This window comes from Nitratireductor sp. StC3, from assembly GCF_003015025.1.
Classification (GTDB): Bacteria; Pseudomonadota; Alphaproteobacteria; order Rhizobiales; family Rhizobiaceae; genus Mangrovimarina; species Mangrovimarina alexandrii.
In genome coordinates this window covers 389625-407317 of the sequence record NZ_PYBP01000003.1, presented here as the reverse complement: position 1 = coordinate 407317, position 17693 = coordinate 389625, and the positions used below count along the sequence as shown (strand labels likewise).

The window sequence follows — 17693 nt, the reverse complement described above, 5'->3', positions numbered from 1 at the left end:
GCTAGCGACCGATCGTGATCGGCACGAACCCGTCCGCGAACAGGCGCAGCAACGGTCCGATGCCGAGATAAAGAAGCAGGATGCCGCCGGCCAGCACGAAGGGCAGCGAGATGAAGTAGATCGGAATCTGGGGCGTGAGCTTGTTCACGAAGCCGATGGCGAGATTGACGATGATGCCGTAGGCGATGAACGGGCTGCCGAGCTGGATCATGACCAGGAACGCCTCGGCCAGCACGTCGACCATGTCGGTGAGCGCGGAGCGGGGATTGAACAGCAGGTTCGGCGGGGCGACCTCGTAGGAATTGACCAGGGCCTTGATGATTTCGTGGTGGAAATTGAAGATGAACAGCAAAAGCAGCGCCGAAAGCGTGATCAGATTGGTCACGGCGGCCTGCGGTTCGGCCTCCTCGATGCCGGAGGCCACCATATTGCCGTAACCCGACAGCATGGCGATGGCCGACCCGACGAATTGCAGCGCGAGAATGTAGAGCCGGGTCACCAGCCCGATCAGCGCGCCGGTCAAAAGTTCCGACACGATCAGTTGGGCCAGGACGTCCGGCGCGCGGCTGGCGTAGGGAAGCAGGCTGTCCCAAAGATGGATCAGAAGCGCGAAGGTCGCCGCGATCGCGACGAACAGCCGGATCTGCATGGGCACGCGCACGCTCGACAGGCCGGGCATGAGCATGAAACAGGCGCCTATGCGGCAAAAGGCCAGAAACGCCGTGATGACGATCTGGTCGGTGATCACGACAGCGAGCCGAGCACCTTGATCTCGACGCCCTTGGCGATCTCGACATGCGACAGGACGGGCAGCGTCGAGAACAGGCGTTCGATGATCATGCGCACATAGGGCCGGGCGTCGGGCGCGGTGACCAGCGCGAAGCGCTCGCCGGCGTCGAAATGCTGGCGGATCACCTTGCTCGCCTCCTGGCCGAATTCCTCCAGCAGGCGGGGGTCGATGTCGAATTCGCGCACCTCGCCCTTCTGGTCGCGCTTGAGCGCCTGGTGGAAGGCGAGATCCCAGCGATTGCCGAGCCGCAGCACCTTCAGCGTCCCGGCTTCGGACAGGTCGCCGCAGATCTGCTGCGACATGCGGATGCGCACGTGTTCGACGATCTGTTCGGTGCGCCGCACATGCGGGGCGATCTCGGCGATCGCCTCGATGATCAGATGCAGATTGCGGATCGAGACGCGCTCGGCCAGCAGCAGCTTCAACACCGCCTGCAAGCCCGGATAGGAGATGTGGCTGGTGCAGATTTCCTCGGCCAGCTTCTTGTATTCCGGATCGAGGCGCTCGATCAGCGTCTTCATGTCCTTGTAGGACAGGAGCTGCGGCAGGTTGTTGCGGATCACCTCGGAGAGATGGGTGAGCAAGACCGAGAGATTGTCGGCGACCGCGAAATTGTCGCGCTTCAACTCTTCGGAGAAGGTTTCGGGCACGGAATAGGCGCGCATGCCGAAGGCCGGCTCGCGCACCTCCTCGCCGGGCATGTCCGGTGGCTCGTTGCCGCCCAGAAGCACCATCACCTCGCCGACGCGCATCTGGTATTCCGCCACCACCGTGCCGTGGATCTTGATCTGGTAGCTCTTCGGCGGGATGGCGAAATCGTCGGTCAGGCGCACTTCCGGCACGACGAAGCCGTAGTCGAGGGCGAATTTCTTGCGCATCTTGCCCATGCGGAAGGCGAGTTCCTGATGCGAGGCGAGCATGCGGGCGGAAAGCTGCTTGCCGATCAGGAGCTCGATTTCCGGCGTCCTCAGCGACGATTTGATCGAGTTCTTGTCCTCCGCCTCGATCGCTTGCTGACGCTGCTTCTCGTCCTCGGCCTCGGCCGCGGCGCGACGGTTCTGGCGCAGCGGTATCGCGTAGCCGATGCCGGCCATCACCAGCGCCAGCCCGACAAAGGGCAGGAAGGGAAGGCCGGGCAGAAAAGCCAGAACCGCCAGCAGCAGCGCCGCCACCTGCAGGGCGCGCGGATAGGCGGTGAGCTGGCCGAAGACGGCCTGGTTGGCGGATCCGCGCGTGCCGCCCTTGGAGACCAGCAGGCCGGCGGCCAGCGAGACGATCAGCGCCGGAATCTGGGTGACGAGGCCGTCGCCGACCGACAGCTTGACGAACACGTCGGCGGCCTGGCCGAGATTCATGTCGTGGCGGCCATAGCCGATCGCCACGCCGCCGACGATGTTGACGCCGGTGATGATCAGGCCGGCGATCGCGTCGCCGCGAACGAATTTCGAGGCGCCGTCCATGGAGCCGAAAAACGAGCTTTCCTCCTCGAGCTCGCGCCGGCGCGCCTGGGCTTCCTTGTCGTTGATCATGCCGGCGGAAAGGTCGGCGTCGATCGACATCTGCTTGCCGGGAATGGCGTCGAGGGTGAAACGGGCGCCGACCTCCGCGATGCGGGTGGCGCCCTTGGTGATGACGATGAAGTTCACCACGATCAGGATCAGGAACACGATCAGGCCGATGACGAAATCGCCGGCCATGACCAGGTTGGAAAACCCGCCGATCACGTAGCCGGCCGCGTTGGTGCCCTCGTTGCCGTGGGCGAGGATGACGCGTGTGGTGGCGATGTTGAGCGCCAGCCGCAGCATGGTGGCGATCAGCAGGATCGTCGGGAAGGAGGAGAAATCGAGCGGCCGCTGGATCCACAGCGCCACCATCAGGATCAGGACGGAGATGGCGATCGAAAACGCCAGCCCGATATCGATCATGAAGGAGGGGATCGGCAGGAACAGGACCGACAGGATGGTGATGATGCCGATCGCGAAGAAGACGTCGCGGCCGTTGCGGGCGGAGGCCGCCGGGACGGGCGTGTATGTGGTCGGGCCTGCCGCCATGTCTGTTTGCTATCTCCGCGCCTGATTTGAAGGTCGCAGACTAGGACCCCAAGCTTGCGCGAGGATGAGTTTTGCGGCGCGGCCGGCCGCCGGCGCGACCGCCGGCCGCGTAGGGTCTACCGCTCAGTCGCAACCCGCGTGAAGACGCCGTCGCGATAGGCGTCGAGATGTTCGATGCGCACCGCGCTCGCCGCGCCGTCCGCCATGTCGAACGTGACCTTGGACACAGAACCCTTCGGCTGGTTCTCGTTGAAGGGTTCGACGATGAAACTGTCTCCCTCCCACGGCGTCATCGCAAAGGCGATGCCGGCGGGGCCGACGGCAAGCTGCAGGCGGCCGTCGTCGACGGTGATGGTGGCCGCTCCGTAATAGGCGTTCTCGTATGTGCCCCGATAGGCTTCCAGCGGCTGCGCCGGGCGTGCGCCGGCGGGCGCCTTGCGGCCGGCGAGTTCGCCCGCCGGTGCCGTCAGCGGCGCCAGGCGTGTCCGATAGCCGTCGAACCAGTCGCGGCCGACCTCGCCGAATTCGACCATGTCGGCGAAGCTGGCCGCGATCGCCTCGGCTGCGCCGACGGGCGGTGCGTTGGTCAGCACCACGATGCCGAGATCGAGGCCGGGGATCAGCGTGACGGCGGTGGCCGCGCCCAGCGCGAAGGCGCCCGAGTGGCTGAAGACGACGCGGCCGCTGGCGCGCACGCCGACATTGAAGCCGAAGCCGTATTGGCCGGCGCGCGCGTCGAGCGCATGCGGCGGCGAGGGCAGGATCTGCGGGCTGACGGCCGGCGCCAGCGCGGCGGGCGCGATGATCTCGCGGCCGTCGAACGTGCCGCCGCCGAGGACCATGGTCATCCATCTGGCCATGTCGTTGGCGCTCGAGCTGACCCCGCCGGCCGGGGATTGCGCGTCCGGCTGGCGCAGGTCCGCGACCTCGTACCCGTCGGGGCCGGGGATGTGCGAGGCGGCGCGGTTGACGCGGGCGCGATAGTCGCCGTGGCGCGAACTGGTCGCCGTCATGCCCAACGGGCGGTAGATCGCCTGCGCCGAGAGCTCTTCCCAGGACTTGCCGGCAGCCGCGGCCACGGCTTCGGCCGCCGCCGTCAGGCCGAAATTGGTGTAGGCGTAGCTGTCGCGGAAGGCGGCCTGCGTCAGCAGATGGAGGCGCTCCAGGATCGCCTTGCGGCCATAACCGATGTCTTCCAGATCGTCGCCGGCATGGTCGGGCAGGCCTGCGCGATGCGCGTAAAGGTCGCCGATCGTGACATGTGCCGATACCCAGGGATCGGCCAGCCGGAACCAGGGCAGGTGCGTCTGGACGGGCGTGTCCCAGCCGACCACGCCGCGCGCGACCTGATGCGCGACGACGGTGGCGCCGATCGGCTTGGACAGCGAGGCCAGCAGGAACACCGTGTCGGCGTCGACCGGCCCGCCCTCGGCGCGCGAGCGCACCCCGAACCCCTTGGCGTAAACGGTCTCGCCTGCGTGCACCACCGCGATCGCCAGACCGGGAACGGCCGAGCGGCGCAGAATGTCGGCGGCCAGGTCGTCAAGCCCGGCTATGGCGGCGTCGATCTCGGTCCGGGTGGTCTCGATCGCGACCTCCTGGGCGGGCGAGGGCGCGGGCCGGGCGCCCGCCGCGTCGTCGTGTTCGGCCTGTGCGGGCGCCGACAGGAGCGTGAGCGCGGTGGCGAGGCCCGCCGCGCGGATCGCGATGGTTTTGAGCATCAACACGAATTTCCTTTCTGTCGAACGGCAGACGCCGCAATGGGCAAGGGTGCGGGCCCGCAAGCGGGGCAGGCTCAGCGTTACGCGCCGTGTCGGCCCTGGCGGGCGGATCGCGGCGCGATCAGAACCCGCCCTGGATGCGCTGGAAGATGACGTTGGTGAAGGAAGAGATCTGCGCCCCCACGAACGGCCCGGAAAAGGCGACGGCAAGCAGGATGGCGATGATCTTCGGGACGAAGGTGAGCGTGATTTCCTGGATCTGCGTCAGCGCCTGGATCAGGGCGATCGAGACGCCGACGAGCATGGCCACGATCACGGCCGGGCCGGATGCCATCAGCACGGTCCAGATGGCGAATTGGACGATATCGAGAGCGTCGGCTTCGTTCATGGGTTTTCGAATCCGCCGGCCGAAAGGGAACGTCGGGCCAAGGCGCCACCCTAGCTGACGGTCATGCCCGCTTCGACCGGAAATTCGGTTCCGTCCGCCAAGACGGCGATCAGACCGGCGCTGCCGATGCGCACTTCGGCGACCTGGCCGGAGACCGCGCCGTCGGCCGAGGTGACGGTGCGTCCGATAATGGCGTCGGCCTGACCGAGCAGCGACATCTGCATGAGCTGGTCGATCTTGCTGTTGGTCTGCACGGTCTGCTCGACCTGCGAGAATGTCGCCAGTTGGGCGATATAGTCGGTGGATTCCATCGGCTTGGTCGGGTCCTGGTTCTTCATCTGCGTGACCAGCAGCTTCAGGAAGGAATCATAGTCGACCGTGTTGGAGCGTTTGGCGTCGGATTGCGGCGTCGTGGCCGGCGGTGCGGATGTCGCGCTGGTTACGGTCATGATGCAAGCGCCTCCAGCGCCAGGTTTTCGATCGGTTTGTGGGCGGTATCGCTTTCGGCCAGAATGGCCGCCTCGAGCGGAAACAGGCCGCGCAGCATTTTCAGCGCCTCGTAAGTGTGTTCCTCGGCGACCAGCCTGTCGATCTGTTTCAGCGTCGCGCGGATCTGTTCGCTGGTGAAGCTGGCCAGAAGCAGCGGCAGCGACCGGCGGAACATGTCGCGCGCATCGTTCGAATCCTTCGGATTCATCAAGATGACCTGGATGATGAAATAGAGCTGGCGCAGCGGCGTGGACGCGTTCTCGGGCAGCATGACATGGGTTTCGAGCAGAAACTGCACGTCGTTGAGGAACTCGATCGAGGTCTTGCGGTCGACCTTCACCACCGCGCCGTTGATGTAGATCTTCTCGTTGGCCTTGAGCGATATCCGCAGCTTGCCCTTCATTGGATGCCGTCCCTGATGATCTGGGAGACTTCGATCAGCCCGTCGAAATTCTCGGCTTCGCCCTGGCGAATCGCTTCGGCCTCGCGCAGCAGCCACAGGCCGATCGAAATCAGATTGGCACGCAACTCGGAGGGCAGGCCGTTTTCGGGACTGCCGAGATCCTCCACGAAAGCCGTCCACAGCCGGTTGAGGAAATGGACCGCCTCGACCGCCTGCATCGAGCCGGCGCCCGCGTCACGCGCGGCGATCAGTAGGTCGATCGATCGGGTCAGCAATTGCCGTTCGCGGTCCTTCGCATCCGCGGCCGAGTCGGATTGGATGTCGGCGTATGAAAACTGATACATCTTCTTTCCGTGTTCACTTTCTGCCGTCGTGGCGCCGGATTAGGACAACAGCCTCGTCAGACTCAGTTGCTGGATGCGCGCGGTCAGCGCGTAGGAGGTTTCGATCTGGCTGATCAGCGCGTTGACGCGCGTGGCCGCCTCGAACGGGTCCACGCCCTGCATGTCGTTCAGGAAGCCGTTGAAGATATCGACCTGCATGGACAGGTGCTCGCTGGCGCTCTTGATGCGCTGTTCGGTGAAGCCGGTGGCGGCCTGCACCTGGGCGATGTCGCCCATCGCCTCGGTGACCAGGTAGGTTGCGGTCTCGGCGACGGCCACCAGAGCGCCTTCGTTCAAAGCGCTCGAATAGAGATCGTCGACAATCGTGGCGGCCATGGCGAGTTTGCGTATGCCGTCGATATTGGCGCTGACGGACGTCTCCACGGTTTCGTTGAGCGCGATACGCGTCGATATCCCCTGATCGGTGGCGCTCGACCAGTTGGCCTCCCAGCCCGCGCCGAGAAATTCCGCTGCGGCGGGCCCGTCCAGGAAGGCCTTGATGGCGGGGCCGTCGAGAGCGGTGGCGGCGGGATCGTCCTGGGCAAAGCCGAAATGCGCCAGGAACGCCGCGTCGAAGGCGGTCTTGGCGGCCGAGGGCGGATCGGCGCGATAGTCCGCGAGCGGCAGCACGTCGGTATTGACGCCGGCGAACAGATGCTCGCCGTTGAAACTGGAATTGACGATCCCGGTCAGCGCTTCGCCCATGACCACACCCGCCTGCCGGGTGGTGGCCGGATTGGAATCGCCCGAGACGGCCGCGGTCAGCGCGGACAGGAAGGTCGACCCCGCTTCCGAAATCCGGCTCAGCGAATCCTGGGTCGCGGCGAGACGCGACGACACCAGCGTGTTGGAGCTGACGATCGATTCGAGCCGACCGACGTCCCGCGCCAGCGACACCGCCTGTCCGGTGCGGATGCCGAGCGCCAGGCCGACATCGGCGACCTTGCCCGACTGGGCCTCCTTCTGGCCGCTCACGAGTTCACTTTGCATCCGCAGCAAAGAGTGCCTGAGCGCCTGGGAAATTGCCTGGGAGGAGACGTAGGAAACTTTCACGGCTGCCTCACACCACGTCCAACAGGGTCGCCATCATCTGGTCGACGGTGCGGATCAACCGGGCCGACGCCTCGTAGGCGTGTTCGAGATCGAGCAGAAGCGACATCTCGACGTCGATATTGACGCCGGTTTCGTTCGACAGCGCTTCGGCGGTCCTCACTTTCAGGGCGCTTGTCGTCATTTCGGCATTCGAGGCGGTCTGGCGACTTGCCTCGATCCAGCCGATCGCGCCGCTGGCGAATTCCGTGACGCTGACATTGGTGGCGAGCCCGGCGGCGGGATCGAAGGCGATCGGGTCGCCGAGCCGGTCGCCGTAGTCGATCAGAAGGTCGGCGTAGGAGGCGCCGCCCGGATTGGCGACATAGGCGGCTCCGTTGGCGCCGCCGTCGCGCAACAGGGCCGGGTTGCCGCCGACGTCGGAATCGAACGCCGGATTGAGGGAGATCGAATAGGCCAGCCCCGTGGTGGTTGTCCCTGCCGGCGGCAGGGCCGGGCCGCCGGCCCATGTGAACAGCCCGGCAAGCGGGGGCGCGCCCGCGCCGGTGCGGTCGGTCTCGGCGAATGCGGCGATGGCGCCGCGCGCGATCTCGTCGAGCTGCGTCTGCAAGGTCGTGGCGACGTCGTCGCGCAGGGCGACGACGCTGGCAAGCCGTCCCGAAACCGCGCCGTTCTTGTCGGGCCGCAACGGAACGCCGTCTATGTAGACGGATTTGCCGCTGATGCCCGGCGCGAAGGCGGTGGTGCTCTCGAAAGACACGGCGCGCGGCCTGGTCTCGAACAAGGTGGCGCCGTCGGCGGTGGTGATGACCATGTCGTCGTTGGCGCGCGAGAAGGTCGAGACGGGAATATGGTCGGATATCTGCTTGAGGATCGCATCGCGCTGATCGAGCGCGTCGGAGGTGTCGCGCCCGGTCGCGCGGGCGGCGATCACCGATTTGTTGGCAATCTCGAAATCGGCGAGCAGGCTGTTGAGGTCGTTGACCGCGAGCCCGATTTCCACATCCATATTGGTGCGGAACGTCTGGATCTGGGCGCTGCCATTGTTGAGCGAATGGACGAACTGACGCGCGGCGTCGAGCGCCCCCTCGGCTACGGTGGCGCTCGACGGGCTGGTCGCATAGAGCTGCAGGGCTTCCTGAAGCTTGCCGAGCGCGGTTGCGGGAGAGGCGGCATTGTCGGCGCCGTTGACCGAAATCGCGAGCGTGTCGAGGCCGGCAAGCAACTGCTTTTGTGCTTCCCAGGACGAGGAGGCGGCCAGGTTCTGCCGGAAAAGGGCCTCGGCCGCCGCGCGCCGGATCTCGGCGACGCGAACGCCGGGCGCGTCGCTCGACAGAACGGCGGAGCGGCGAGAATAGTCGGGATTGGAGGCATTGGTGACGTTTTGCGAGACGATGCTGGTCCGCCGCGCCGTCGTCAGCAGCGCGTTCTGCGCGATCCCGAGAGCAGTCGTCAGCGACATTCCAAAGCTCTTTCCGACAAAGACACGCCAGACTACCTCTTAAGGTTAACCAAAATGTCCATCAGCTCGGAGCCGGTCTGGAAAACCTTGGAATTGGCGGTGTAGCTGCGCTGCGATTCGATCATCGCGGTCAGTTCCTCGCCGATATCGACATTGGAGGCTTCCAGCGCGCCCGAGCGCACCGCCCCGAAGCCGCCTTCGCCGGCGAAGCCGAGAAAGACGTCGCCCGAGGAGGTGCTCTGGCTGTAGACATTGCCGCTCTCGACATTCAGCCGGTCGGGGCTGCGGACATTGGCGAGCGGGATCCGGTAGAGCTCCTGCAGCGTGCCGTTTTCGTACTGGGCGTAGACCGTGCCGTCGCCGTCGATCTTGACTTCCTTCATGGCGCTGGCCGCGCTGCCATTGACGTTGGAGTCGCCGGGAATGTAGCCGGCCGACAACTGGCTGAGCGTGGAAAAGTCGAGGTCGAGCGTTTCTCCGCCCGGGATCGGGATCTGGATATCGTCGGCGCTGGCGGTGGCAAGCTGGCCGGTCGTGCCGTCGAAGGTGAGCGTCTCGGTCGCCAGCGGACCCGTGGCATAGGGGAAGCCGGTCGTCGGGGCGCCGTCGGCCTGATTGTAGACGGCCACCTCCCATTCGTTCGCCGCCGTCTTGGTGAAATAGATGTCGAGCAGGACCTCGCCGCCGAGGCTGTCATAGGTGACCATCGAGGTCTTGTTGGTGAATGTCGCGCCCGGCGCGTTGGTGGAGGGGAGGTCTGCGGCGGGCACGACCGCGGCGCCGGCCGGCAGGTTGGCCGAGAAACGCCCGAACGTGCTCGGAATGGCGGTCAGCGCCTGCTGAAGAACCTGGATCGGCTCGAGCCCGGCGAAGGAATTGCTGACCGGGGTCGGCGTGCCGTTTTCGAAACTGTAGCCCATCAGGTAGAAGCCGGCCGCGTTGACCAGACGGCCCTCGTCGTCGGGCACGAAGGAGCCGGCGCGCGTCAGGAAGGGTTGGCCGGCGGTATCCTGCACCACGAAGAAGCCGTTGCCGTAAAGGGCAAGGTCGGTTGCCGACGGCGTGTACTGGATGACGCCCTGGCGCGAGACGGCCGAGCGGACGTTCGACACCACGCCGCCGGAGGAATAGCTGCCTTCACCGCTGGCGATCACCAGGGTGGAGAACTCCGTCATCGATTTCTTATAGCCGTTGGTGTTGGCGTTGGCGATGTTGTCGGCGACCGTGCCGAGCCGGTTGGATTGGCCCTGCATTCCGGATACGCCGGTCCGCATCATCCCGTAAAGGCTCATTGCAACTTCTCCTCGTGGTCAGCACCGCTTCCTGACAGGCTATCGTTCCTGACTTGCGCGAAACTGTCTTGGGCACAAAGGCCTGGCCAAGGTCGGTGCCGGGGGCTGCCTTTGCCGCCGTGCGGCGGCCGGGGCCGACCCGGTCACACGTTCAGCCGATATCCGAGGAAACGCTTTGAATCGATCGGATCGGTGCCGATCCGCTCTCGCAATTTCTTGCGCAGCTTGCTGACATGGCTTTCGACGACGTTTTCCTCGACCTCGTCGTCGAAAATTCCGTAAATCGCGTTGAAAAGCTGGGTTTTCGTCACCCGCCGCCCGCGATTGCTGGCAAGATATTCGAGAATGCGTCGCTCACGGCGCGGCAATGGCAACGGCGTGCCGTCGATCTCGGGATCCTTGCCGTTGGTGTAGATGCGCAGCTTGCCGATCTCGGTGTGGGCCGCCTCGTCCTGCGCCCGCCGGCGGATCGCCGCGATCCGAGCCAGGATTTCGCGAATATGCACGGGCTTGCGAACGACGTCGTCGACGCCGAGCTCGAACAGCCGCAACGTGTTTTCCAACGAATGATGATCGCTGAGCGCGATCACCGGAGCCCCGCTGCGTTCGCGCAAGGCCCGTGGTGAGACAGGATGGCTGTCGCATTCGCCGATCAGGAACGCGCCGACCGCCTTGAGGTCGTCCTCGGCCGCCGTCGATACCCATTCGCCGAACTCGCTGGCGCAAAAGCCAGCGCTGGGGACACCTTCTCTACCGAAAAGCGAAGAATATCCCTCTTTTACTCGATCACGCTCATCCACAATCACAATCATCGGCCCGCCCTCCGAATCAGTTTCATGGTTCGCCGGACAAAGGCGTAACCGGTGGCGGGAATCACCGGCAACTGTGATTTCTTGTATGTATCAATTTGGGATTCTGGTGCCGCGCTTCACAGGCTTGTCCACAGTTTGTCCACAGAGGCGGCCGGCGTTTGCGGTGCCGGAATTCTGCAGTGTCATGCACTTATTGATTGCAGAATGCGCGTGCGTTTGCGGTCCAGCGGCCGAACCCGGTTGCAACCATGTTTTGGATCACGCGACACACATAGCGCTTTTGCGCGGGGTCATTGTCGGGACCGGCATGATACCGCGCCACGGCCATCGACCAGCTCGTGTGGCGCTTTTTCAGCCTGGCCAGAAACCGGGCGGCGTAGTCGACATTGCGGCGCGGGTCGAGCATGTCCGCCACGCCGGAGAAGCGGTCGCGATGATAATAATGGTTGATCTGCATGCAGCCGAGATCGATCAGCGTGGCGCCCTCCGATCGCGCCTTGGTGAAGGCACGGATCGCCGTCGCCTTGTCATGGGCGAAGACAGCCCGCCCCTCGATGTTCAGCGCAAAGGGTTGAAGGCTTCCCTTGCGTCCGGTTTCCGTCAGGCCCACAGCATATAGTATGCCGGCGGGCACGCCGTATTTTTCGGCCGCGCGCAGGATCTCGCCCTCGCAGGGGTTCGCCGCCGCCGGTTCAGATGTAAATGCCGCCAGAAGCAGAACCGGAATCGCCAGTGCGCGCATCCGCATTCGAGCCACCTTCTTGCCTGTCGTGCCTTGACTGATCGCCCGTCTGGGAGCGGTTTTCGTTTTGCTCGCGCGCGCCGGGCGAAAATCCTGGCGAGCCGTTGCCGTCGCGTGCCGAAAGGCCGGCCTGCGCCGTCTGGGCGGAGGCGGGCTGCTGGACGATCGAGACGTCGTCGACCTTGAAGCCGAGGCCGCGCAAAGAGGTCGTCAGGGCGTCGCGCTCGGCCGAAAGCCGCTGAAACGCCTCGGCATTGTCGACGCGAATTTCTACCGTAAGTTGTTCTCCCTGGGTGCGCAGGCGCGCGTTCACCGTCCCCAGGGATAGCGGCTGAAGCTGAATCGTGAGATCGCGGACCGGCGCCTGCCACTTGACTCCGGGCGTATCCGGGGGGCTGGCGGCGGCGCGCGCAAATTCGCTCATGCCGCGGTCGGCGGCGATCGATTTCGCCAGCGCGGAGACGGTTTCGCCCGGCTGGGCGGGACCGAGGCCGATATGGCTGGTCTCGGCGAGCACCTTGATCTTGATCGGCAGCGGCTCGGCCGGCTCGCCGGCCATCGGTGTCGCGGCCCGGCCGGCCGGGCCGGTTTCCTGCGCGGCCGCGCGCGGCTGGTCGGCGCGCGGCGCGTCCTCTCCGCTCTCGGCCGGCACGGTCTCGCCGAGGCGCATTTGCGTGGAAGGCGCCCTGCGGTCGTCGCCGCCCGCGTTTGGCGCAGCCTGTCCGGCGAGGCCCGGACCGCCGGTGCGACGGGGCGCCTCGGCCGTGGCCAAGGGCACTGGCGGCACAATCGCGGCCGGCTCGGCGCCCTCGCCGACCGGTTGGTCTTCGGCCGGTTTTTCCTCGGGCGCGGTCGTGTCGTCCTGGTGCTCGCCGGCGGCGGCCGCGCGCAGGGCAAGGCCCGGATGACGCAGCAGGGCGAACGGACCCTCGACAGGTGCCGGCAAAAGTTCGCGGCGCTGCGCGTCCTCGGCGCGGGCATTTCCGGCCGGCTGGCGTTTGTCCGCGGCCGTGTCGTCCGGGTCGGCCAAGCGGCGTGCTGCTGGCTCTTCCGGGTCGTTGCCGGGCTTGGGCGCTTTGTTGGGCCCGCGCTGCAGGATGCCGGAAAAGGCGTCGTCCTGCGGCTCCCCGTCGCGGCGCGCGAGACGCGCATTGGCCAGCGGCAGGGCGGCGGCCGGGCCGGAAATTTCTGTCATGGGCGTTCCACCTCTTGTTGTTCTTCCAGCATGCGGTCGATGGCCTCGAGTTTTTCGCGCACCGAGGTGACGAGTTCGGAGCCTTGCCGGTAGGCCTCGTCGTCTTCGCCGGGTGCGGCGGCGGTCTCGGTCGCCGCCGGGCCGGGTTCGTCCGTGGCCGGCACCGTCGGTTCGGCGGTCGGTTCGGGCAGCGGCGCGACAGCGGCCTCGGCGGGCGGCTCGGCCGGGGCCACGAGCCGCGGCGCGGGTCCGGGTGCTTGCGCGTCGGGCGCTGGCCCCGCCGGTGCCGCCGGCGGGGCCAGCATCTCGGCCGCGATCGCGCGCGCGGCCTGGAAAAGACGCCGGTCGCGCGGCGACAGGGCGGCCGGATCGACCTTTTCGAGGGTCGCCACGACATCGCGGGCGTTTTCCGAGGTGATCGAGGCAAGGGCGGCGTAGAGCACCGCGCGCGGGTCTTCCGGCTCGTCGGTCTTGCGGGCCACCTCGCGCGCCCTGGTGGAGGCGAAGGCGGACCGTTCTGTCTGTCCCTTGATGGTGCTGCGGCGCGCCAACCGCAGATAGATCGCCTCCTGCTGGGCGGGGCGCATCAGCGACACGATGCGGTCGATCTCCCGCGTGCCGATGCGGTCATGAAAGGCGACGAGACCCTCGACGAAGGCGTCGGCGAATTCGCTGGCATAGGGCGAGCGCAGGAAGCGGCGCGTATATTGCTCGGCCACCGTCATGAAGCGCTCGGGCTGGTTGAGCGTGATGCAGGCCGGCAGCGAGCGCCGCAGCGCGGCCTCCTCGACCAGCGTGCCGGGCGCGAGCAGCCGCGCCTGGTCCATGAAACCCAGAGCCTTGCCCGGCTGGCTGAGCGCGACGATCGAGCCCTTCACCAGCGCCAGATAGGCGCCAACCTCGGGGTCGAGCGCCATCGGGTCGATATCGGCCAGCGCCTGGGCGGCCTTCGGCAACTGGCCGCGCATATAGGCCAGAACGCCCAGCCCGAGCGCGCGGTCGGTGCCGGCCGGCATGGTGCGCGACAGCACCACGTCGAGCGTGGCCGGATTGCCGCCGCTCATCGCGTAGACCATCAGCGCGGTGAAGTTGCGGCGGTCTTCGAATTCCTTGCGGGTCACGGCCCGGAAGCGCTCGTCGGTGAGCTCGAGCAGCTTGCGCTGCATGGGCAGGGCGGCATGATCGCCGCGTGCCAGACGGTCCTGCACCAGTTGCAGCGACCGGACCACCTTGAACGGCGCCATCGCAGCGCCTTGGGCGATCGCGGTTGCCGGACCTGTCGCGATCAGCGCGCCGAGCAGAACCAGGCGGGCGATCACCCTTTCGTCTCCAGGACGATTTCGATACGCCGGTTGCGGTCGTCGAACGGATCGTCGGGCACCTTGAGCTGGCGGTCGGCATACCCGGTGACTTCGCGAATCCGCCTTTCGTCGAGGCCGCCGCGCACCAGCATGTAATAGGCGGAGTGGGCACGGGCGGTCGAAAGCCGCCAATTGTCGTAATCCTTGCTGCGGAACGGCCTGCCGTCGGTGTGGCCGTTGATCGCGATCGCGCCCTTGTGCGTGCTCAGCACCGCGGCGACCTTTTCCATCGCCAGCACCAGGTCGCGGCGCGGAACGGCGGAGCCGATCTCGTACATGCCGTAGTCGAGCTGGTCGGTCAGCGACACCATCACGCCGCGCTCCGTCGGAGTCACCGAAATGCCGTCATAGATCTTCTCGCCGGTGCCGAAGGCCTCGGCCAGTTCCTCGCTGATCGCCTTGGCTTCCGCCAGTGCGGCGGCGTCGGGTTGTTCGGCTTCGGCCTTGGCGTCCTCGGTCTTGTCGCCTTCGTCGGCAGCCGCGCCGGCGGTTTCGTTCTGCGCGCCGGCATCGGGGTTTTCGTCGGGTTTTTTCTCGACGGTGGGCGCGAACGGATCGTCCTCGAATTCCTGGTGGCGGATGCTGGCGCGCGGGTCGGCGCCGTCGGTCGCGGTCTCGACCTGCGGCGTCTCGAACAGATCCGGCTCGCCGGGATCGTCCTGTTCGACCTGCTTGGACCAGAAATCGGGCGCGAACGGATCGCGGTAGGATTCGCCGCCCGAGGCGCCGGTGGCCGCGCCGGCCGTGTCGGAGCCGCCGTCGCCCTTGGCGCTCAGGTTCTGCAGTTCACCGGATTCGGCGGCGATTTCGGCCAACACGGCGTAGGGGTCGGAAAACAGATGCTCGTCCGACGCCGAATCGGTGCTGTCGCCGGCCCTGGCGCTGCGCTCGTCGCCGGTTCCGCTGGCCGAGGGGCCTTCCGACTTGGTGGATTTGTCGGACTCCTCGTCGCTGTCGGACCCCTGTTCCTTCTGCGGTCCGGAGCCGGCGTCGTCGAGGCCGCGCCGGCTCGAATTGCGATCGACCAGCTTGATCGGGTTGAAATAGCTGGCGACCGAGACCTTGGTTTCCTCGTTGGCGGCGTTGATCAGCCACATGACCAGGAAGAAACACATCAAAGCGGTCATGAAGTCGGCGAAGGCGATTTTCCAGACGCCGCCGTGATGGCCGTCGTGATCGTCGCCGCGGGCGTGCTTGACGATGATGATCTCGTGCGGGTGATCGGACTTGTCGGTGGTCATGCCAGCACCTTTGCCGCCGAGATCGACCATTCCGAAAGCCGCGTCTCATAGACACTGCCGTCGAGTGCGACGGAAAGGTCGAGCCCGTTCGATTCGGTGAATTCGAGCAGGCTCGCCTGCTCGCCGAGCGCAGTTTCCAGCGCCTGGTAAAGCGACATCGGTCCATGGACCCGGATCTTGGTCGTCTCGGCGTCGCGCAGGGCGGCGCTGATGATTTCGGCCAGCCGCGCCACGGAGCGTTGTTGCAGATCCTCGGCCAGAACCGGCCCCAGAACGCGCGTCACCACCTCGGCGGTCAGGTCCAGCACCCGCTTTTCGGCGGCCTCGAAACGCTGCCGGATTGCGGTTCCCAATTCCTCGCCGATGCCGGCCTGAAGCGCGGCGACCTCGGCGGTGTGCTTTTCGCGCTCGGCCTCCAGCGCCGCGGCATGGTCGGCCTCCAGCCGCGCGGTGGCGTCGGCCACCGCCTTGTCGACCGCCTTGTCGACCGCCTCGGCGATCAGGGCGTCGACATCCGGCGGGTCCGTTTCGGGCGCGGCCGGCTGCATGACCAGCGGCATGTCGAAGTCCGGCATCGAAACCTGGAAAGGCGCGGGCTCGTCCCGCTTGCCGAAATCGACCAGCATATCCGCGAGCGACAGGTGCGCCATCAGCCCGCCATCGCCTCGCCGACGCTCTCGCCCTGGGTCCATTTACGCAGGATCGCGGCCGTGCGTTCCTCGTTGAGGTCCACCATTTGCGCGAGCCGTTCCTGCGGCGCGGGCCGCAGCCGCATCTTCAGTTCTTCCATGACGTCGTTTTCGTTCGGCGCCATCTCCGCCAGCGGGTCGGGCAGGGCGATATTGTCGAGCGGCGAACCGATGGAAAGCTGCAGGTCCTCGAAATTCGGTGCTTCGCCGTCCTCTTTCTTGGTCAGCATGCCGGCCAGCGGACGCAGGCCGAACCAGGACACCAGGAAGGCGACGACGATGAAGGCGAGTGCGTTCACCATCGACCCGGTATAGTGCGCGGCGATCTCCAGATAGCCGGGCGCGGCGGCGGCTTCGGCCTCCATGGCGTCGACGAAGGAAAGGGCGGTGACGTTGATCTTGTCGCCGCGTTCCTCGTCAAGGCCGGCGGCGGTCGACACCACCTGCTGGATTTCGGCCACACGGGCCTCGACCATTTCCGGGGTCGCGCCCTCGCCGAGTACGGTGGCCAGCCGCTCGCGATTGACCACCACCGCGATCGAGAGCCGCGAGATCGAATAGCCGTTGCTGACCGTGGCGATGCGCTTGGAATTCAGCTCGTAATTGGTGATTTCCTCCTTGCGCTCGCGCTCTTCGCTCGATTGCGGTGTCGTGGCGCCGCCCGTGTCCTCGTCGGGCAGGTTCTGCTCGACGGATGCCGGCGCGGCGGCGGTGCTTTTGTTGGAATTGTCGTTTTCGCGGATGATCTGTATCGAGCGCTCGACCCGCGAATCGGGATCGAAAATCGTCTCCTCGATCTGGCGGCTGTCGGTGTTGACCACCGCCTTGACGCTGGCGCGGAAATTCTCGTGTCCGAGATAGGGCGACAGCGCGCGGTAGATGTTGTCGGCGATCTGGCTTTCGACCGTCCTTTGGATCGAGATCGACTGATTGAGGGAACTGGTGGTCGGATCCTCGCCGGCGGCCAGCAGCGAACCGTCCGCGTCGAGCACGGTCACGTTGTCGGCGGTCAGGCCGGGCACGGCGGCGGAGACGAGATGGCGGATCGAATTGGCGCTGCGCGTGGCGTCGACGCCGCCGGTGCGGATGACGACCGAGGCCGTCGGCTTCTGCTCGCCGCGGCGGAAATTGGCCTGTTCGGCCATGACGATATGGACGCGCGCCGACTTGATGCCGGCGATCGACTGGATGGTGCGGGCGATCTCGCCTTCGAGGGCGCGCACGCGGGTCACTTCCTGCATGAAGGAGGTCAGGCCCAGCGAGCCGACATTGTCGAACAGTTCGTAGCCGGCGTTGGAGCTGGCCGGCAGTCCCTTTTCGGCCAGGATCATGCGGGCGCGGCCGGCCTGGCCGGACGACACCAGGACCGAAGCCCCCTCTGCGCCGATGTCGTAGGTGACGCCGGCTTCGCCCAGAACCACGCCGATCCGGTTGACGTCGCCACGGTCGAGACCGACATAGAGCGTCTCCATCGCCGGTCGGTTCAGATAGAGCGACGCCACCGTGATGACGGCCATCACCAGGGCGGCCATGCCGCCCATGACGATCAGGCGCTGGGTGCCCAGCGCCTTGAGATTGTCGGCGATTTTCTGGAGTTGTTCAGGCAAAGCGCGTCGTCCCGCAG

Annotated in this window: 17 protein-coding genes; all 17 read right to left on the bottom strand. The window is 66.1% G+C overall.

Features of this window, described 5'->3' with window-relative positions; genetic code table 11:
• Position 1: 1 nt before the first annotated feature.
• The 17 genes from fliR to fliF all read right to left on the bottom strand — a co-directional run bounded on the left by fliR (position 2) and on the right by fliF (position 17676).
• Positions 2-745, bottom strand: a complete 744-nt coding sequence (fliR, locus tag C7T96_RS09065) for a flagellar biosynthetic protein FliR (protein ID WP_106570966.1) — start codon at positions 743-745, stop codon at positions 2-4.
• Positions 745-2841: a flagellar biosynthesis protein FlhA gene (flhA, locus tag C7T96_RS09060; RefSeq protein ID WP_106570871.1), complete on the bottom strand. Its 2097-nt coding sequence runs from the start codon at positions 2839-2841 to the stop codon at positions 745-747. Before flhA ends, fliR begins: the two co-directional genes overlap by 1 nt.
• 116 nt (positions 2842-2957) lie before the next feature.
• The gene (locus tag C7T96_RS09055; protein WP_106570870.1) at positions 2958-4562 is read right to left on the bottom strand and encodes a serine hydrolase; all 1605 of its coding nucleotides are present in this window, start codon (positions 4560-4562) and stop codon (positions 2958-2960) included.
• A gap of 121 nt (positions 4563-4683) precedes the next feature.
• Entirely contained in the window at positions 4684-4950 is a 267-nt protein-coding gene (fliQ, locus tag C7T96_RS09050) for a flagellar biosynthesis protein FliQ (RefSeq protein ID WP_106570869.1), read from the bottom strand.
• Positions 4951-5000: 50 nt separating this feature from the next.
• Positions 5001-5399, bottom strand: coding sequence for a flagellar hook assembly protein FlgD (flgD, locus tag C7T96_RS09045; RefSeq protein ID WP_106570868.1), 399 nt, complete (start codon positions 5397-5399; stop codon positions 5001-5003).
• A complete protein-coding gene (gene flbT, locus C7T96_RS09040; protein WP_106570867.1) occupies positions 5396-5842 on the bottom strand; it encodes a flagellar biosynthesis repressor FlbT in 447 nt (148 codons plus the stop codon). The genes flgD and flbT overlap by 4 nt, the downstream gene beginning before the upstream one ends.
• Complete coding sequence (gene flaF, locus C7T96_RS09035; RefSeq protein ID WP_106570866.1) at positions 5839-6186, bottom strand: flagellar biosynthesis regulator FlaF; 348 nt, start codon at positions 6184-6186, stop codon at positions 5839-5841. The genes flbT and flaF overlap by 4 nt, the downstream gene beginning before the upstream one ends.
• 39 nt (positions 6187-6225) lie before the next feature.
• Positions 6226-7278 (bottom strand): flagellar hook-associated family protein, encoded by a 1053-nt coding sequence (locus C7T96_RS09030; RefSeq protein ID WP_106570865.1) that lies wholly within the window; start codon positions 7276-7278, stop codon positions 6226-6228.
• Positions 7279-7285: 7 nt separating this feature from the next.
• A complete protein-coding gene (flgK, locus tag C7T96_RS09025; RefSeq protein ID WP_106570864.1) occupies positions 7286-8737 on the bottom strand; it encodes a flagellar hook-associated protein FlgK in 1452 nt (483 codons plus the stop codon).
• 32 nt (positions 8738-8769) lie between these two features.
• Positions 8770-10029 (bottom strand): flagellar hook protein FlgE, encoded by a 1260-nt coding sequence (locus tag C7T96_RS09020; RefSeq protein ID WP_106570863.1) that lies wholly within the window; start codon positions 10027-10029, stop codon positions 8770-8772.
• Positions 10030-10172: 143 nt separating this feature from the next.
• Positions 10173-10841 carry a response regulator transcription factor gene (locus tag C7T96_RS09015; protein WP_106570862.1) on the bottom strand — a complete coding sequence of 223 codons (669 nt, stop codon included), beginning with the start codon at positions 10839-10841 and terminating at the stop codon, positions 10173-10175.
• Positions 10842-11031: 190 nt separating this feature from the next.
• Positions 11032-11589 (bottom strand): lytic transglycosylase domain-containing protein, encoded by a 558-nt coding sequence (locus C7T96_RS09010; protein ID WP_238719949.1) that lies wholly within the window; start codon positions 11587-11589, stop codon positions 11032-11034.
• Positions 11534-12778: a flagellar hook-length control protein FliK gene (locus C7T96_RS09005; protein WP_106570860.1), complete on the bottom strand. Its 1245-nt coding sequence runs from the start codon at positions 12776-12778 to the stop codon at positions 11534-11536. The genes C7T96_RS09010 and C7T96_RS09005 overlap by 56 nt, the downstream gene beginning before the upstream one ends.
• Positions 12775-14097 carry a chemotaxis protein MotC gene (locus C7T96_RS09000; protein ID WP_106570859.1) on the bottom strand — a complete coding sequence of 441 codons (1323 nt, stop codon included), beginning with the start codon at positions 14095-14097 and terminating at the stop codon, positions 12775-12777. Before C7T96_RS09000 ends, C7T96_RS09005 begins: the two co-directional genes overlap by 4 nt.
• Positions 14094-15380 (bottom strand): MotB family protein, encoded by a 1287-nt coding sequence (locus C7T96_RS08995; protein WP_106570965.1) that lies wholly within the window; start codon positions 15378-15380, stop codon positions 14094-14096. Before C7T96_RS08995 ends, C7T96_RS09000 begins: the two co-directional genes overlap by 4 nt.
• On the bottom strand, positions 15377-16030 hold the full coding sequence (locus tag C7T96_RS08990) for a valine--tRNA ligase (protein ID WP_106570858.1): 654 nt from the start codon (positions 16028-16030) through the stop codon (positions 15377-15379). The genes C7T96_RS08995 and C7T96_RS08990 overlap by 4 nt, the downstream gene beginning before the upstream one ends.
• Positions 16030-17676 carry a flagellar basal-body MS-ring/collar protein FliF gene (fliF, locus tag C7T96_RS08985; RefSeq protein ID WP_106570857.1) on the bottom strand — a complete coding sequence of 549 codons (1647 nt, stop codon included), beginning with the start codon at positions 17674-17676 and terminating at the stop codon, positions 16030-16032. The genes C7T96_RS08990 and fliF overlap by 1 nt, the downstream gene beginning before the upstream one ends.
• Positions 17677-17693 lie beyond the last annotated feature (17 nt).

Coding starts and splice junctions, on each gene's coding strand:
- flgD (WP_106570868.1), bottom strand. CDS start 5,399: ATGACCGTAACCAGCGCGACATCCGCACCGCCGGCCACGACGCCGCAA.
- C7T96_RS09015 (WP_106570862.1), bottom strand. CDS start 10,841: ATGATTGTGATTGTGGATGAGCGTGATCGAGTAAAAGAGGGATATTCT.
- flbT (WP_106570867.1), bottom strand. CDS start 5,842: ATGAAGGGCAAGCTGCGGATATCGCTCAAGGCCAACGAGAAGATCTAC.
- C7T96_RS08995 (WP_106570965.1), bottom strand. CDS start 15,380: ATGACCACCGACAAGTCCGATCACCCGCACGAGATCATCATCGTCAAG.
- C7T96_RS09010 (WP_238719949.1), bottom strand. CDS start 11,589: ATGCGGATGCGCGCACTGGCGATTCCGGTTCTGCTTCTGGCGGCATTT.
- flaF (WP_106570866.1), bottom strand. CDS start 6,186: ATGTATCAGTTTTCATACGCCGACATCCAATCCGACTCGGCCGCGGAT.
- C7T96_RS09055 (WP_106570870.1), bottom strand. CDS start 4,562: ATGCTCAAAACCATCGCGATCCGCGCGGCGGGCCTCGCCACCGCGCTC.
- C7T96_RS09005 (WP_106570860.1), bottom strand. CDS start 12,778: ATGACAGAAATTTCCGGCCCGGCCGCCGCCCTGCCGCTGGCCAATGCG.
- C7T96_RS08990 (WP_106570858.1), bottom strand. CDS start 16,030: ATGGCGCACCTGTCGCTCGCGGATATGCTGGTCGATTTCGGCAAGCGG.
- flhA (WP_106570871.1), bottom strand. CDS start 2,841: ATGGCGGCAGGCCCGACCACATACACGCCCGTCCCGGCGGCCTCCGCC.
- C7T96_RS09020 (WP_106570863.1), bottom strand. CDS start 10,029: ATGAGCCTTTACGGGATGATGCGGACCGGCGTATCCGGAATGCAGGGC.
- fliQ (WP_106570869.1), bottom strand. CDS start 4,950: ATGAACGAAGCCGACGCTCTCGATATCGTCCAATTCGCCATCTGGACC.
- flgK (WP_106570864.1), bottom strand. CDS start 8,737: ATGTCGCTGACGACTGCTCTCGGGATCGCGCAGAACGCGCTGCTGACG.